At 45.4% G+C, this 14,045-nt stretch carries 23 protein-coding genes; 2 read left to right on the forward strand and 21 right to left on the reverse strand.

The features are described from left to right. Positions 1 to 305 (forward strand): integrase core domain-containing protein (locus tag LH51_RS20145; protein ID WP_144244286.1); only part of this gene is annotated, 305 nt, incomplete at its 5' end. Here the strand turns inward: LH51_RS20145 and LH51_RS14610 are convergent. From LH51_RS14610 to LH51_RS21585, 7 genes are all read right to left on the reverse strand, one after another. Then, on the reverse strand, positions 266 to 751 hold the full coding sequence (locus LH51_RS14610) for a hypothetical protein (RefSeq protein ID WP_036521365.1): 486 nt from the start codon (positions 749 to 751) through the stop codon (positions 266 to 268). The genes LH51_RS20145 and LH51_RS14610 overlap by 40 nt on opposite strands. Positions 752 to 842: 91 nt before the next feature. Continuing rightward, positions 843 to 1,532, reverse strand: coding sequence for a hypothetical protein (locus LH51_RS14615; protein ID WP_144244218.1), 690 nt, complete (start codon positions 1,530 to 1,532; stop codon positions 843 to 845). A gap of 137 nt (positions 1,533 to 1,669) precedes the next feature. After that, positions 1,670 to 2,071: a GFA family protein gene (locus LH51_RS22955; RefSeq protein WP_200881919.1), complete on the reverse strand. Its 402-nt coding sequence runs from the start codon at positions 2,069 to 2,071 to the stop codon at positions 1,670 to 1,672. 90 nt (positions 2,072 to 2,161) lie between these two features. Next, on the reverse strand, positions 2,162 to 2,881 hold the full coding sequence (locus LH51_RS14625; RefSeq protein WP_036521371.1) for a hypothetical protein: 720 nt from the start codon (positions 2,879 to 2,881) through the stop codon (positions 2,162 to 2,164). Positions 2,882 to 2,980: 99 nt separating this feature from the next. Further along, a complete protein-coding gene (locus tag LH51_RS14630) occupies positions 2,981 to 3,727 on the reverse strand; it encodes a hypothetical protein (protein ID WP_036521373.1) in 747 nt (248 codons plus the stop codon). Between the two features lie 77 nt (positions 3,728 to 3,804). Next, positions 3,805 to 4,026, reverse strand: coding sequence for a hypothetical protein (locus tag LH51_RS21580; RefSeq protein WP_200882016.1), 222 nt, complete (start codon positions 4,024 to 4,026; stop codon positions 3,805 to 3,807). Continuing rightward, on the reverse strand, positions 4,005 to 4,277 hold the full coding sequence (locus LH51_RS21585) for a hypothetical protein (protein ID WP_200882017.1): 273 nt from the start codon (positions 4,275 to 4,277) through the stop codon (positions 4,005 to 4,007). The genes LH51_RS21580 and LH51_RS21585 overlap by 22 nt, the downstream gene beginning before the upstream one ends. A 419-nt stretch (positions 4,278 to 4,696) precedes the next feature. On the opposite strand from LH51_RS21585, the gene LH51_RS14640 reads away from it, so the two are divergent. Then, on the forward strand, positions 4,697 to 4,945 hold the full coding sequence (locus LH51_RS14640) for a hypothetical protein (RefSeq protein ID WP_036521877.1): 249 nt from the start codon (positions 4,697 to 4,699) through the stop codon (positions 4,943 to 4,945). 72 nt (positions 4,946 to 5,017) lie between these two features. On the opposite strand, the gene LH51_RS14645 is transcribed toward LH51_RS14640, so the two are convergent. The 14 genes from LH51_RS14645 to LH51_RS21590 form a co-directional block, all read right to left on the reverse strand. Beyond that, positions 5,018 to 5,434, reverse strand: coding sequence for a hypothetical protein (locus LH51_RS14645; RefSeq protein WP_036523446.1), 417 nt, complete (start codon positions 5,432 to 5,434; stop codon positions 5,018 to 5,020). 1,029 nt (positions 5,435 to 6,463) lie between these two features. Beyond that, positions 6,464 to 7,288: a hypothetical protein gene (locus LH51_RS14655; protein WP_036523451.1), complete on the reverse strand. Its 825-nt coding sequence runs from the start codon at positions 7,286 to 7,288 to the stop codon at positions 6,464 to 6,466. 133 nt (positions 7,289 to 7,421) lie between these two features. Next, complete coding sequence (locus LH51_RS14660) at positions 7,422 to 8,099, reverse strand: hypothetical protein (protein ID WP_036523452.1); 678 nt, start codon at positions 8,097 to 8,099, stop codon at positions 7,422 to 7,424. A 645-nt stretch (positions 8,100 to 8,744) separates the two neighbouring features. After that, a complete protein-coding gene (locus tag LH51_RS14670) occupies positions 8,745 to 9,257 on the reverse strand; it encodes a hypothetical protein (protein WP_036523455.1) in 513 nt (170 codons plus the stop codon). Between the two features lie 88 nt (positions 9,258 to 9,345). Then, a complete protein-coding gene (locus LH51_RS14675) occupies positions 9,346 to 9,819 on the reverse strand; it encodes a hypothetical protein (RefSeq protein ID WP_036523456.1) in 474 nt (157 codons plus the stop codon). A 64-nt stretch (positions 9,820 to 9,883) separates the two neighbouring features. Beyond that, complete coding sequence (locus LH51_RS14680; protein WP_036523458.1) at positions 9,884 to 10,621, reverse strand: hypothetical protein; 738 nt, start codon at positions 10,619 to 10,621, stop codon at positions 9,884 to 9,886. Further along, positions 10,621 to 10,950 carry a hypothetical protein gene (locus LH51_RS14685; protein WP_036523459.1) on the reverse strand — a complete coding sequence of 110 codons (330 nt, stop codon included), beginning with the start codon at positions 10,948 to 10,950 and terminating at the stop codon, positions 10,621 to 10,623. The genes LH51_RS14680 and LH51_RS14685 overlap by 1 nt, the downstream gene beginning before the upstream one ends. A gap of 157 nt (positions 10,951 to 11,107) precedes the next feature. Beyond that, the gene (locus LH51_RS14690) at positions 11,108 to 11,551 is read right to left on the reverse strand and encodes a hypothetical protein (RefSeq protein ID WP_036523461.1); all 444 of its coding nucleotides are present in this window, start codon (positions 11,549 to 11,551) and stop codon (positions 11,108 to 11,110) included. Positions 11,552 to 11,663: 112 nt separating this feature from the next. Continuing rightward, on the reverse strand, positions 11,664 to 11,978 hold the full coding sequence (locus tag LH51_RS14695; protein ID WP_036523463.1) for a hypothetical protein: 315 nt from the start codon (positions 11,976 to 11,978) through the stop codon (positions 11,664 to 11,666). Positions 11,979 to 12,113: 135 nt separating this feature from the next. After that, positions 12,114 to 12,410, reverse strand: a complete 297-nt coding sequence (locus LH51_RS14700; RefSeq protein WP_036523465.1) for an antibiotic biosynthesis monooxygenase family protein — start codon at positions 12,408 to 12,410, stop codon at positions 12,114 to 12,116. Positions 12,411 to 12,503: 93 nt separating this feature from the next. Next, positions 12,504 to 12,713, reverse strand: coding sequence for a hypothetical protein (locus LH51_RS14705; RefSeq protein WP_036523467.1), 210 nt, complete (start codon positions 12,711 to 12,713; stop codon positions 12,504 to 12,506). Between the two features lie 108 nt (positions 12,714 to 12,821). After that, positions 12,822 to 13,430, reverse strand: a complete 609-nt coding sequence (locus LH51_RS14710; RefSeq protein ID WP_052063821.1) for an HNH endonuclease — start codon at positions 13,428 to 13,430, stop codon at positions 12,822 to 12,824. Between the two features lie 89 nt (positions 13,431 to 13,519). Beyond that, positions 13,520 to 13,900 (reverse strand): hypothetical protein, encoded by a 381-nt coding sequence (locus LH51_RS14715; RefSeq protein WP_036523468.1) that lies wholly within the window; start codon positions 13,898 to 13,900, stop codon positions 13,520 to 13,522. Positions 13,901 to 13,927: 27 nt separating this feature from the next. Beyond that, positions 13,928 to 14,045 (reverse strand): IS3 family transposase (locus tag LH51_RS21590; protein WP_144244287.1); only part of this gene is annotated, 118 nt, incomplete at its 5' end.

The following is a 14,045-nucleotide window of genomic DNA, read 5'->3' on the forward strand; positions in this document are numbered from 1 at the left end:
TCCACAGCGACCGAGGCTCTCAGTACACGAGTCGTCGGTATCGTAAATTGCTGGCTGATTACAACATGCGGGCCAGCATGGGAGACGTGGGTGCCTGTTGGGATAATGCCGTTGTAGAACGCTTCTTTGGAAGCCTGAAGCATGACTGGCTGCTAAAAATACCACAGCCCACACGAGCGCATATGAGGAATGATGTAGCGGCGTACATGCATTATTACAACCTGGAAAGATTACATACGGCCAACGGTGATCGGTCACCGGTGGACTATGAAAACGAGCTGAGAAAAGTGTCCGGTTTTAGTTGACCAGTACAATCCACGACCATTTCATATGCGTATTTTTCGTATGACAACTCAACTTCAGCACCTTTCTTTGGATTTCCATTCTTGAAGCAAGCATGCAGACTCAGAAATTCATGGTCACCAGATAGCTCCGATTCCACATGCCAACCAAGCTCATCGAATAAATTGGCTTTTTCTTCGAAAAAATAAGACAAGCTCACATATTCAGATTTCTGCTCTTTCCCTTTCTGCCATTCATCCCCCTTTTTCGCAAAACCAACGATCTCAACTTTGCTTATAGCGAAAGTTTTGACAGCATCGGACGAGTAGCATCGAGCTCTTACCTTGCCGTCATTAACAGAAATTGGGGCAATCTCGCGAAGAGTGCCGGGTTGGCTTCCCCCGTGATATCGAACTTTAAGAACCTCGCCTGTTTCAATAGCTGCTTTTAAAGACATCTCAGCGTTCATCTAAGCCTCCACAAAAATATAACGCCTCAATAACCGGCGCAGCTTTGCTGCGTCCGGCGCCGTAGGCGCGTAGTTTATTGACTTGTTACATTCACTTTCTAAATGAATCATCTGGATGAATTGAGCTTATACCACCCTTTGATAGATAGCCTTCAAAGCGCAATAGCTCATCATGTGCTAGATCAGTGGGGGAAAAAGCGTGTGAAACGTAAAATTCATGATCCCAAGGGATATATCCCGAGGCTTTGAAGCAGTTTAAGACAAATTCTGAGCAGAATACTCTCTCCTCACTTGCCTTATCATAATTCGGTTTCTTATCACCACCATGAATATATTTTCGATGTTCTTTCCTAAGCTTTGGTAAAGCTAGAGCTCCACTCAAATCATACTTTATGCTCTTGTCTTTACATTCGTAAGTATATGACACCATCTCGGCAATACGATCTTCATTGAGGTATTGGCACCTTGAAATCACTATATATGTGTAGGAACCAATAAATTCATCGATATCTATATGCCTGACGGCACCACCGGCAGAATCTGCGACTAGGTCATTCCCAATATATAATCCGCAATGGACATATATACCTTTGGTGAACTTTTGAATCGCTTTTGTTTTTACTTTTCCCTTAATTTCATTAGGTGGGCTCTGACAACAAAAGAGAACATCTCCCGGCTGTAAAATATTTTTATCAACTAGCTGGGGATAGCTCTTGCATAGAATTAGCCCATCAATTAAATGCTCATTACCGTTTTGATCGAATTCAGAGATTTTTGCCATTAACTTCATACCACGTGAGGCTGGGAATGTAACGCCGTTGTTCAGCGGCAGACTTGGCAGAGCGAAGCGGTGACAAGGCTGTCCGGTGGAGGGCCATTCGGCCCGGAACGAACTGCAACACTTGGTTAGGCTATATGCTACAGATCCGATTCATGGTTTATACCGTCACTGACCGGAACATTATCGATATCATGGGGGTTTACGCCCGCCAAACACCCAACATTAAACCCATAAACATTTGGATTAGAGCGTGTTTGGTGGTGGGTGTAAATACCACAGTTCGAACAAAAATAGTGCTTTGCGACTTTTGAATGAAACTGATAGAGCTTGAGTTGCTCCGCGCCTTTAACGACACGTAGACCACTCAATGGCACATAGGCCATAACTGCGCCTTTGCGCGCGCAAATGGAACAATTACACCTTTTCGGATCCACAAGACCATCAGGCAGGTCGAGCTCAAGTTGCACCATGCCACAATGGCACGTAGCCCTGTGCCTGAGTTGTATCTCAACTCCGCCTACTTGTTTGAGCATTGCCATGGCCTCTTTTTAGCCTAACGCCCGCAGCACGCGCGGCTTTGTAGTGGAGGCGAAGCCGCAACGAAAAAGCCGTCGCTTTGCCTGCGATTGTTATATTTGCCTGACTGCATAGTTTTCAGCCTGTCTGTACGCGTCACGCAATGACTTAGGCAAAACACTTAATAGAGCTTCTTTTAGAAAAGATTGCGCAACATCGCTACCCTTTTTATCACTAAACGACCATGCATCTGCATTGTCATTGCTTGCAGCATACCGGATGATACTTTCCATCAGAGACCGAACCGAACTGAAGGCTTCATCTTTTTTCATTTTTTCCAGATTGCAGACCAGTGCAGTGTGTATATTTAACTCTTCTAGATTATCAGATGGCGTTACGTCTAAGAGCAAAAGCTCGTTTTCCCCACTGTACTGCCAGTTGGTTTTTGCTTCAAAAGCTTCTACTGCAGACACGAAGGAATTGTCACTGTAGCTCCAGCCTACACCGTCAATTTTCGTAACAGCCTGAAGATCAGGATATTTATGCTTAGGCCAATAGGCTCCATACCCACAACAAAATATGTCTATATGCTCTTTTGAACGGTGATGAAAATAACTAAGGGAACCTAGTATTTCAGTCTTACAAAAATTGGTATTCGGGTTACAAAAAAGAACTGCAACAAGGCAGCGTTTTTTGATCTTTGAATTTATGTCTGCCATCGCCTGTGACGATGCAGGGCTGACTCCGTCAAAAACAACCACCCGCTTTGGGGCTGCATTGAGTTTTTTATTCACGGAGTCAGCAATATCCTTGTACTGGATAGCGTCAATCATTGTCTCATAATCTCCAAAATATAACGTAGAGCTAACCGGCGCTGCGCGGCTTTATCGCGCAGCGTCCAGCGACTGAAAGGAGCGAGGTTGAGCGCCGGGTTAGGCCTCGGACAGTTGAGGGATGCAAGCATAAGAGTCAAAGGACTGTGCCTCGGCCTTAAAGGATTGATGAAGTGGGAACGACCGCCAAGTATCGGTATATGCCAGATTCAATATTGTGGTCAATTCGACATAGGTAAATACTGTGTCGAATCCTTCGCTGGCGATTGATTTCGCAAAATTCCACGCCCAAAGCTGCCAGGACGTAAGCCCCGCAGTTTTGCTTGGAAGAGGAACGCCCCTAATTTTTAGAAATGCCATCCAATCCATGTGAATTCCACCATTCAGGTCTCTTTGACGCTCACATTCGTACAGAAGGCGCTCAAAGCCCGCTCCGTAGGAAGAATTTATGCGCCTCGTGACGAGCGCGAGGCGGATGAAATAGGTAGTGTGTTCCCTCGTGAACCTTGATGACGGGTGCAGATGATCAACTTGCCAATCGGCTGATAGTGATGTCGGTTCAATTTCGTAGTACTTGTTTAGGAAGCGTCGAAATGCCTGTCGATAGCCTCTATAGCCATTTCGAACCCACAGTTCAGGTTCCAGATTTTCCTTCGTAACAACCAAAGCCGAAATCGGGCTAATGCGACCGATTCCTTCAATGGACCAGTTGTATTCCGTCGAGTGTCTCTGCAAACGTTCGCGTGTAGTAGCGATTAAGCACGTACCCATTCGATCTCGAAAGTCTTCAAGGACACTTTTCTGTTGAAGCTCCAAGAACCGACGAACATTTGCGGAAATAGTCATGGGAGAGGCCTAACGTTTGGTTAAGGGGCGGGCTTTAGCCCGTCCCAGTGAGCGAAGCGAACGATTTGAACCAGTTGTTAGCGGTTCTCCGAGAGTTCCACTGCTTTGCCATCACCGAACCCATCATGTACCCATACTTTCGCTGGAACAGCGTAACTCCAACCTCCAGCTTTCCACCAGCACTCAGCAAACCAATATTTTATAGTGTTGGCTGCCAAGGTGAGGCCGTTAAATTCTTCGTCAGAGAAATACCTTTCGTCGAATGGCTCCATATTTTCTAAGCCAACCGAAAGCTCCATGGCCCTGCCTGGAAAATGGATGGGTCGCTGTGGTCTACTTTGTTATTTTCTCCACGGTAGTAGATCCACGCCGTTGGGATATCAAGACCATCTTCACCAAGAAATATTTGAACCTCTGCATCTTTCACAGAGTTTGGAACGGAAATAGAAAAAAGTTCTCTTAGTTCGTCAATAAGGTGTTGAGACGTACGTTCTAAGCAGCGACGGTAGCGTGCTTGAAATTGTTCTTTACTGAGGCCAAATGGAATCATGTGTTGATACCGCTAACGCCTAAGCACACGGGCGGCCACGTAGTGGACGTCCCAGCCGCCAACGGCGGCGACGTGCTGCGACTGGTTATGGATGCTGGAATGGCACGATGAAACGGTAATTTGCATAGCCTCCCCCCTGCCACCCAGATAAACATACGGCTGCCGATATTGGCAGCAACCCCCTCTTACTGGCAACCCACAATGCGAAGTGCGTTTTGTGGCTTACTTGCTAGCAGCACCGAAACGGAGCTGCCGAGTATTGATACTTGGCACAATGCTCAAAAGTAGTGAAGGTTGCACGTACTTTCCGAAGCAAACGTTAACGATGCCTTGCAGCCATAACGCCCGAGCACACGGGCGGCCACGTAGTGGACGTCCCCCCGCCGCCAACGGCGGCGAAGTGCTGCGACTGGTTATGGATGCTGGAGTGGCACGATGAAGCGGTAATTTGCATGGCCAGCCCTTGGCACCCTGAAAAAAATACTGCTGCCGATATTGGCAGTAACCCATCTTACTGGCAACCCACAATGCAAAGTGCGTTTTGTGACTTACTTGCTAGCAGCACCGGAACGGAACTGCCGAGTATTGATGCTTGGCGCTACGCTCAAAAAGTAGTGAATATTGCACATTCTTTCCGAAGCAAACTTCAGGAAGCCATGCGACCATAATGCCGCCAGCACGCACGGCTTTGTAGTGAAGGCGAAGCCGCAACGAAAAGGCCGTCGCTTTGCCTGGCTTTGTTAGAATCCAACGTATGATTCCAGGGCTGGCATGATCGGTATCAGCAATGGAGATACTGCGATAATGCAGAGAAGCACATAGCCAATGAGAAAAACCGGGTAGCCGAGGATCATCGCTTTGACACTCAGAAACTCCTTGCTTAAACCGTTAAGAACAATTCGTGCATTTTGGTCAAGCTTCGCAGCCTTTCGCAAGCGAATGATCTCCGAGGGGAAAATGTGACTCCCCTTGTATCGGATGAATGCTACCACAATAAGTGAAAACCACGCGTTCAGCACCGGAGTTTTCGTACCGAGACAAGTAAGCGCAAGAGTAAATGATACGAGCCCAAAGCCCATATTTAAAAAATCAGCCCATTTTTTGAACTGCTCACGTAACTCGTTTATGTATTCGTCGTTTATCGTGATTCCACTCATGCCTGCTACTCTTTAATACTGGAAGGTTATTAGATCTAACGCCGCATTCAGCGGCTTGTCCGCTGCAATGCTTTGTTAGCCAGCATTATTGATTTCCGCCAGCAATTCAGTCCTCGCGCGAAGCAAATTCTTTAGGTGATGGCAGCAGGCAAGAAACACCCCTTGGTCGTCAAAACCTTCGAAGACCCGCACGCTGTTTATATAAAGTCTAAGGCTGCGGACACGACGAGAGGCTTCTGGGTCTCGATAGAACTGATCTCGATCGCTTCCATGTGCATAAGAATTTCAAAGACCTACAACTACTCGGAGGTCATGCTCTACATCGGCGGAGATAAGGCCTAGGTGGTACCCAAGTCTAGCCATCTTGGATAAGGAACCAACTAGACCGTTTTCCGAGAAGAGCTCTTTCCTTGCTCGACCCATCGCCAGGCTCTTGTTCTGCGTGCGCAGGAATTCGAGCTAACACTTTTTGAACTCGTTCTCCAAGTCGCAGGCTGCGTGCAAAACCATGCCGCGATGATCGAACTGACCGGCGTTGTCAACGATGAACACACCGCGATGAAAATTCGCGGTTTGTTCTGGCACCTGGTGCAGTGTGTTCATGATGCTAACGCCTAAGCACACGGGCGGCCATGTAGTGGACGTCCCCAGCCGCCAACGGCGGCGACGTGCTGCGACTGGTTATGGATGCTGGAGTGGCACGATGAAACGGTAATTTGCATGGCCAGCCCCTGGCACCCTGATATAAATACGATTGCCGTTATTGGCAGTAACCCCTCTTACTGGCAACCCACAATACGAAGTGCGTTTTGTGACTTACTTTCTAGCAGCATCGGAACAGAACTGCCGAGTATTGATACTTGGCACAATGCTCAAAAGTAGTGAATGTTGCACGTATTTTCCGAAGCAAACATTCACGATGTCTTGCAACCATAACGCCCCTGGTAAGGCGCGAAAGTATGTTGGCGTGGCTTTTGCGCATTTTGCAAAAGACATGACGACATACTTTTGTCGCTCTTTACCGGTGTGTTATGTCCTTACTCGCACCAAGTACTCATACTTGAACACCAAATTTCCCACCTCGATCAGGTCACGATAGCAATTTATGGTTTTTTCAAGGTTATTTTCCAAATATTGAAACTTCTTCTCGCTATTACACTTGGCGTGCTCAGACACGGTTTGGTGAAACTCTTGCTGCTCTCGCAACAATTGCCGTTGAAATATCGCGTTATTGGATGCAAGCTCATGAACCAAGTCGTTTCTTAAGCGTCTATTGGGAAAAATCCTTTCAGATAACTCTGCAATTCCCTGAGTTAAGACTGCCAAATCTTGATCACTACCTGCCTTCTTCGATGCATCTTTAGCGATCTTTGAGAAATTAACATCAGAACGCCCCGGGCCCTTCCCGGTCACGGCTATAAAGAAGAGATCTCTGATTCTGTCAGAGGCGAGATTCAACTGAACTATTGCAGAGATTAGGTTCAGTGACACATATGTAAACTCAAGATCAACCTTCTCCTTGGAGTGTTCTTGAAAAAAGATTGCTTGGCCTAACATCAGCCACGCGGCTTTCATAACTTCCATGAAGTCGTGCCCAATCGACACCATTTCTATATCGATGTTTTCAGGCTTAACAGTAAAAGGCTTTCTATTGAAAAAGGCATCGAAATCGTATTCGACCCTTGGCTCAGTATGCCATTTAGCGTAGCCGTCGTAGTCCGGGTCTGTATCGTCGGCGTTTAGCCAACCATATCCTTCGATACTGTACAGGCGTTTCTCATCGAGACTTTCCCTTACTTTCGAGTCGAAATACTCGACAAGTTTCCCAGGCTTTATGAAGTGCTCTACGATCATATGATTACTCTGAAGACATAACGCCAAGCTCACCTGCGATTTTTGCGGAGAGCAATTGTGTAAAATGGAGCTACGCGACATACATAATTGAGCGTAGCAAAAATTGTCAGATGCAGCTTTTTGTTAGCCATGCCTAAAAAAATACCTGATACTGCCCAATTATTTCAAAAGCCCCTACTGGAGGCCATGACTTAAGCAAAATGGCAACTTGCTTAGCCTCTACGTCAACACAAGAATTGTTGTGAATACTATATTCTATCTTTACCCCATCAGCATATACATAAAAATCCCAGTCCTGATTATTGTTCCAATTGGGTTTAATATTTTTAATGCATATTCTTGTATGTCTCTCTTTCTCCAAATCTGTAATTAAGTTTATCCCGTAGTTGCCTTTCATGGATATTAATCCCTCAATTACAACCTCATTTTCTTTAAATTCACTGTAGCCAGAACTCATCCAACCTTTAAGATACGCACTTCGCTGGACAGATATATTAGATCCCTCAATTAACGCATTACCATTGTTAATAATCAAAGGGGTTTCTCCAATGCTAACTAAATCACCGTCCTTCACTATATGGGACCTAGCAGCGCCGATTCTAAATAGCTTTGATGTTTTCAACCCTGAAACAATAGGGACTGTATTTACGGCTTCGGGCATGAAGTAATTATTGGATTCTTGTACTTCGGCTGTATTTCCTTTTAGGTCCGAGCTAGAGTGTTCGAATATAGTAATGTCGTCATTCGCATTACAAAAAGCTGAAGCAGTAAAAACCATACCACACAGTAGATAATTCAGTTTTAGTAACATAATATTTCTCCTTTGAACGACTAGAGGCTAACGTTTGGTTAAGGGGCGGACTTTAGCCCGTCCCAGTGAGCGCAGCGAGCGATTTGAACCATTTGTTAGACGCTCGGATGTGTGCATAATTTAAAGCACCGCTTTCCTGCTTGTAACGCGTTGCGCGATGAACCTAGCGAAACGCAATAAATTCAATGTTTCGATGTTGTTGACGAGCCGCAATTTAAACGTGCCCCGATAGTGGCGACGGACGTTCAGTAAACGCAAATTTCGATGACCTGTAAACCCGTAAGAAATGGAGCGATGTTGCGGATGTACGCGGTGCAAAAAACCATTAAGCGGAACGCGATTGGCTAACGTTTGGTTAAGGGGCGGGCTTTAGCCCGTCCCAGCGAGCGGAGCGAGCGATTTGAACCGCTTGTTAGAAGCTTTTTTTGAAATCGCATGTTTCCCTGACGAACTTTTTGCCTTGTGGGTTGGATGGATAATAAACAAGCACGTTTTGGCCACCTAAAAATATCAAAGACTCCGCCTCTTTAGCCCACGCATTTTCACATAGATGATTTTTATTAAAGTCTGTTGCTAGCGCGATTTCGGCAGTTATGCTTTCTATCCGTTTCGTAAGATTAAATGCCATAGACAAGAAGAAAGACATCAGGAACACACTGACCCAAATAGCACGCTGGAAAATTTTAGTATCTTTTTAAATGAAATATTTGCAATTAGTGCAAGAGGGATTATGTTTACTAGGCACATTGCGACAAAAATAGTGATTGCTTGAGTCGCCCCAAGCATATCTTCACGATAAATTATGCTGATTGGCGCAAATAAAAATGATATAAGTGAAAGTGTTATTGGGAATAGGCCTGGGTCCACCTTGAATATGTTGTTTATTGTTGTGGCTGCCCAGAATTCTGCATATATTCCATATAGAAATGCCGAGATAGAGAGCGTGACGGCCCAGTGAAATATCTTAAGCGATGCTCTTATTTTCTTGCCTGTGGGTGAAATAGACATCCAGATCACAATATAAATAAAAGGCAACGCTCCTGTGTAGGCGATAGTAGCTGATAATAAATAGATATTTTTCGACATAAGAGCTGTTGCGGATATTACCACCCATATAACAATCGTGTTTATATACCAATTTTTTAAAGCGCTATGCATTATTGAACCCTTAATGGCTTCTAACGTTTGGTTAAGGGGCGGGCTTTAGCCCGTCCCAGTTAGCGAAGCGAACGATTTGAACCAGTTGTTAGCGGTTCTCCGAGAGTTCAACTGCTTTGCCGTCACCGAATCCATCATGTATCCATACTTTCGCTGGCACAGCGTAACTCCAACCTCCTGCTTTCCACCAGCACTCAGCAAACCAATATTTTGTAGTGTTGGCTGCTAAGGCGAGGCCGTTAAATTCTTCGTCAGAGAAATACTTTTCGTCGAATGACTTCATATTTTCTAAGCCAATCGAGAGTTCCATAGCTCTGCCTGGGAAAATAGATGGGTCGCTGTGATCTACTTTGTTATTTTCGCCACGGTAGTAAATCCACGCCGTTGGGGTATCAAGACCATCTTCGCCAAGGAATATTTGAACCTCTGCATCTTTTACAGAGTTTGGAACGGCGATAGACAAAAGTTTTCTTATTTCGTCAATCAGGTGTCGAGATGCACGTTCTAAGCAGCGACGGTACCGTGCTTGAAATTGTTCTTTACTGAGCCCGAATGGAATCATGTGTTGATACCGCTAACGCCGCATTCAGCGGCTTGTCCGCTGCAATGCTTTGTTATGCGAATTGTTAGCCCGCCGCACGAGCTTTAATCCTCTGAATCACCTTGTCGCGAAACTCACCATGTCCATGCGTTGCTCTCGGATGGGCAATTCTGAAGCATGTAGCATTACCTGCCTCAAACTCCCAGTATTTACCAGAAATCACCTCTTTATTTTGATAGCCCGAAAACTTTTCATTGAACAATTGTTTTATTATAGGATCAATTCCAACAAAGCCTGCCGCAAAAATCACTACATCAGGCTGAAAGTGCTTTATCTGTATTGCAAGAAGCTCTTTAGATATTGATGTTATTTCTTCAAGCTCATTTTTCGGACGTGTTCTAGGGCTTTTCTTATTGTAGTCCCACGAAAACATATTCCCATAAACAATGGACTTAGGGTTAACGTCAAGCTCCTTCGCCAGCCGAAAAAAGTACTGCTTAAAACGACTTCGAGTTTTTGTAATGACTTTTCCGTCCTTGCACACCGAAAGATGTTTTTTGTAACGCCCAGTTGCTTCACTCAAAAGTTCAAAAACTTTATCTTTTTCGACAAAATCGGCCACTCGATTTATTTTATTCTTGTTGTTATCAGTATTCCAACCCGCTGTTTCCCGACCAACTAACATGATTTTTAGACTTGAACTCCAGTACTCATCAAATGGAACCGGTAAAAACACACCAGAGTATTTGTCCTCTTCAAGGTTGAACGAGCTAATCTTAAGATCACTCAATATCGTTGCGTAATCATTAAATAATGCATCCATTAAGAAAGCTCCGTAGAGCCATCAGGCAGCCAATCGATATTAATTTGGCCATTACTAAATCGAACTACGCCCTCTTTCTTGGGAAGCTCAGCACACTTACCTCGATACTCTATAAAATTATCAAGCAATTCAATCAGGTGTACTTTGAATCCTGACTCATTAGCCTGCTCAAAAATGTCGCCTTCAACCTTCCAACGAGTACCGCTCAAGCGATCTTCATTATCTTCCGCACAGAAAACCACTTCACCGTTTGCTTTCACAATCTCAGGGTATTGCCTGGCAAGCATAGCAAGGCGAGTAGCTTCAAAGTCTTGATCAAAATTTGGCATATTTTTTCCTTTTACTCGTTATTCTTTCAGCTTGCGCTATCTAGGCGACAGATTGCGTCGCAGAAACGCATAACGCCGCCAACACGGGCTGCAATGTAGCGGCGAAGCCGCGAAATGGAGGTCCAGCCAGCTGTGCTGGCGTTCGTGCTTGGCTTTGTTATGCACTTTTGGCCCTCGCCCTGAACTGATTGAGTTCTTGATACGGAAATTCCCAAGACCAGATAATACTTGTAGCATCTGGCTCTTTCCAGCAAGACAAAGTCTCAAGGTCTCTTAAGGCTTTATACAGCCGATGAATCACTTTCGTCCGCTGTCCTTTGAATACGATTGGGTTGTTTCGGCTAGAGCTGGGAAATACATGTATCTCAAGTTCGTTATCATTAGCTCTGAATTTCCAGAGTGCATAGTCAGGCTCTAGCGAAAATTCAACTTCTTCAGACTTGGAGCCTGACTGTAAAGCAAGAAGGATGTAGGCCAATTTATAGACTGAATTACATGGCACATCAGATATCACCAGCGATTCTTCGCGCTCACCATCACCAACACTGATGTCCATCCAGCCGTGTTCTGGTGTATCAAATTTAAACTTCACATCATTCATGGTTGTAGTGCATAACGCCGCCATAAACGGCTGCCGAAGCATCGCGTAAGTAGTCCGGTGAAGGTCATGGGGTTTGTGGCCGGAACGAATTTGATGGCTTTGTTATGCATTGCTAGCAGTCCGTCAAATATACTGATTCGCGGTGCCCCCAAAGACCCTCATTTTCACCGGTAGAAAGCTTAATTTCTTTGTCTTTGCTGCACAAATACTGCACCCGGTCTTCAGGCAGGTTAGTCCAACTGGCAATCGCTCTCGTAGACCGCCACTTTCCACCAGTGGAGTTCTCCTTAAGCCATTCATTTATTCTGCGCATTTCGAGGAAATCACGGGCTTTTTGGTGCAGATACTGAATTAAGTAAACCGTAATTCCCGCTATAGAGCCGCCCGATGCCCCGATTACCACGCCTTCCAAAATATTAGATTCCATGACTGATCCTGCTTTGTGCATAACGCCGCTCAGCACGCGCGGCTACGAAATGAGGCAAAGCCGCAATGAAGTGGACGTCGCAGTGGCTGGCCTGGTTATGTGGATCGTCAAGCATTGGCAAAAACCTTCCTTTGTTCAGCGTGTAAAATCACCTATTTCGTCATAGGCCATGGCTGAAATTCGCTCGCCTATTTTTCGCATCTCGACCATTTCTGATGGATTCTCAGAACCCCAAAATGCTTTCCAGCTCTCCATTGAATCCCATTTTGCCACTGTGATTACTTCGGTATTGTCTTCAGCGCTGCGAAGCATGAAGCTCCCCAGTGCCCCAGGCACCGTCTCATGTATTCTGTTCGTTGTGTGGCTCCAGATTTTTTGAAAGTTCTCGAAGTTCTCTTCTCCAACCTTCCAACGATATACCACTCGAATCATGATTAACTCCTGCACACATAACGCCGCCAGCATGCGCGACTACGAAATGGAGGCGAAGCCGCAATGTAGTAGGCGTCGCCGTGCCTGGCTTGGTTATACATTATTAGCCCGCACTAGCAACTTGAGTGTTTCATCAAATATAGCCTCCACATGAGCCCGTTTTTCTAGATTTTCGGGCAACGAGTCCCTGTCACTTTCTACTCCGTTGATCATTTCTTGTATTGTTCCAGGCTCTTGGTTTTCAATTCGCTGAAGAAGCCCTGTAATAAGATATAATGCGGCATCGGCTTTAGGATTATTCATTTCTCTGGCACCCTTCTTCTCAATGTGTATAACGCTGCCATAAACGGCGCGAGCTTGCGAGCGTCCGGCGACCGTAGGGAGCGAATTTAATGGCCTGGTTAGGTGCTATCATCGACCTATCGTGGGAAGATTTAGCCGTACAAGTTCCGATGCAAAATTTGAATAGAAGGATTCAGGCATAATACTCCATACTTCATGTGCAAATCGAATACGAGACATCGACCCTTCAACAACTAATTCGAGAAGTTGTTCATGACCCTGAACTCTGACGAAGAAAATAATCATTTGGTCATTTAGGTAATAAAAATCATCTTCTGGCAGCCCACGTTTTTGAGCATCATCTTTTAATAAACCGAACAGGTAAGACCACTCTTCTTGGTCATCTCCCTGCTCAGCACCAAGAGGGAGTGATAGGTTTGGCCGTCGATTGAACTCTGCGTGGATCTGTTTGTGACAGGGCCAGCATAGAGAGATACCATTGCCTGTTTCTAAAGCTCCATGAGGGTAAAGTACCTTCCGAACAATATGATGGGCTTGAACTCGCTGAGTACTCCCGCAGTTGACACAACAACCTCCATCCCTGAAACGAACAAATTTACTCCACAAGCTTAATTGCCATTTTTTTGATCGTTCACGTTCAATGGCTCTATTTAAAGCGCCCTGAAGCTTATAAAGTTCTGATATTGTAGAGTTTAAAGCCCTTTCTGAAGTTTCCATTACAGGATACCTAACGCGAAGCTAAGCGGCGGCCCGACAGGGACGTCCGGTGGACGGCCATCAGGCCGGGAACGAACTTGAGCGATTGGTTAGTCAGCATTGGTGGAACGCTCCGCTTTACAGAACCATCCTAGCCAAGATCCTGGTTTGAAAACCAAGAAAAGGCCAATAGAGAACTGAACGAACGATCCGCCAAAATACATAATATTTTTCAATGATTCAGCATTGCCTTGAAAAGCCCGAAGAGTTGCCATAGGAAATTCCGATAGCGCTGTAACAACGAAATACAGACCTATGAGTTGGAAAAGAAGCTGTGGCGAAAATCCTTCCGCAGTTTCAATTGAATCCCTTGGGACTTTTCGAATGATCGAGTTGGCAACCAGGATCATCCCCACTGCAGCGGTAAGCCCTATGGCGATGAAAATTGCGACCAAATAGATCAGAAAATTTTGCGTCGAGCTGGTTTCCAAAAGTTCTGTGTAGGCAGAATGTACTGGTCAACTAAAACCGGACACTTTTCTCAGCTCGTTTTCATAGTCCACCGGTGACCGATCACCGTTGGCCGTATGTAATCTTTCCAGGTTGTAATAATGCATGTACGCCGCTACATCATTC

Source organism: Nitrincola sp. A-D6, assembly GCF_000764495.1.
Taxonomy (GTDB): Bacteria; Pseudomonadota; Gammaproteobacteria; order Pseudomonadales; family Balneatricaceae; genus Nitrincola.

Coding starts and splice junctions, on each gene's coding strand:
- LH51_RS14610 (WP_036521365.1), bottom strand. CDS start 751: ATGAACGCTGAGATGTCTTTAAAAGCAGCTATTGAAACAGGCGAGGTT.
- LH51_RS14615 (WP_144244218.1), bottom strand. CDS start 1,532: ATGGCAAAAATCTCTGAATTCGATCAAAACGGTAATGAGCATTTAATT.
- LH51_RS22955 (WP_200881919.1), bottom strand. CDS start 2,071: ATGGCAATGCTCAAACAAGTAGGCGGAGTTGAGATACAACTCAGGCAC.
- LH51_RS14625 (WP_036521371.1), bottom strand. CDS start 2,881: ATGATTGACGCTATCCAGTACAAGGATATTGCTGACTCCGTGAATAAA.
- LH51_RS14630 (WP_036521373.1), bottom strand. CDS start 3,727: ATGACTATTTCCGCAAATGTTCGTCGGTTCTTGGAGCTTCAACAGAAA.
- LH51_RS21580 (WP_200882016.1), bottom strand. CDS start 4,026: ATGGAGCTTTCGGTTGGCTTAGAAAATATGGAGCCATTCGACGAAAGG.
- LH51_RS21585 (WP_200882017.1), bottom strand. CDS start 4,277: ATGATTCCATTTGGCCTCAGTAAAGAACAATTTCAAGCACGCTACCGT.
- LH51_RS14640 (WP_036521877.1), top strand. CDS start 4,697: ATGCTGGAGTGGCACGATGAAGCGGTAATTTGCATGGCCAGCCCTTGG.
- LH51_RS14645 (WP_036523446.1), bottom strand. CDS start 5,434: ATGAGTGGAATCACGATAAACGACGAATACATAAACGAGTTACGTGAG.
- LH51_RS14655 (WP_036523451.1), bottom strand. CDS start 7,288: ATGATCGTAGAGCACTTCATAAAGCCTGGGAAACTTGTCGAGTATTTC.
- LH51_RS14660 (WP_036523452.1), bottom strand. CDS start 8,099: ATGTTACTAAAACTGAATTATCTACTGTGTGGTATGGTTTTTACTGCT.
- LH51_RS14670 (WP_036523455.1), bottom strand. CDS start 9,257: ATGCATAGCGCTTTAAAAAATTGGTATATAAACACGATTGTTATATGG.
- LH51_RS14675 (WP_036523456.1), bottom strand. CDS start 9,819: ATGATTCCATTCGGGCTCAGTAAAGAACAATTTCAAGCACGGTACCGT.
- LH51_RS14680 (WP_036523458.1), bottom strand. CDS start 10,621: ATGGATGCATTATTTAATGATTACGCAACGATATTGAGTGATCTTAAG.
- LH51_RS14685 (WP_036523459.1), bottom strand. CDS start 10,950: ATGCCAAATTTTGATCAAGACTTTGAAGCTACTCGCCTTGCTATGCTT.
- LH51_RS14690 (WP_036523461.1), bottom strand. CDS start 11,551: ATGAATGATGTGAAGTTTAAATTTGATACACCAGAACACGGCTGGATG.
- LH51_RS14695 (WP_036523463.1), bottom strand. CDS start 11,978: ATGGAATCTAATATTTTGGAAGGCGTGGTAATCGGGGCATCGGGCGGC.
- LH51_RS14700 (WP_036523465.1), bottom strand. CDS start 12,410: ATGATTCGAGTGGTATATCGTTGGAAGGTTGGAGAAGAGAACTTCGAG.
- LH51_RS14705 (WP_036523467.1), bottom strand. CDS start 12,713: ATGAATAATCCTAAAGCCGATGCCGCATTATATCTTATTACAGGGCTT.
- LH51_RS14710 (WP_052063821.1), bottom strand. CDS start 13,430: ATGGAAACTTCAGAAAGGGCTTTAAACTCTACAATATCAGAACTTTAT.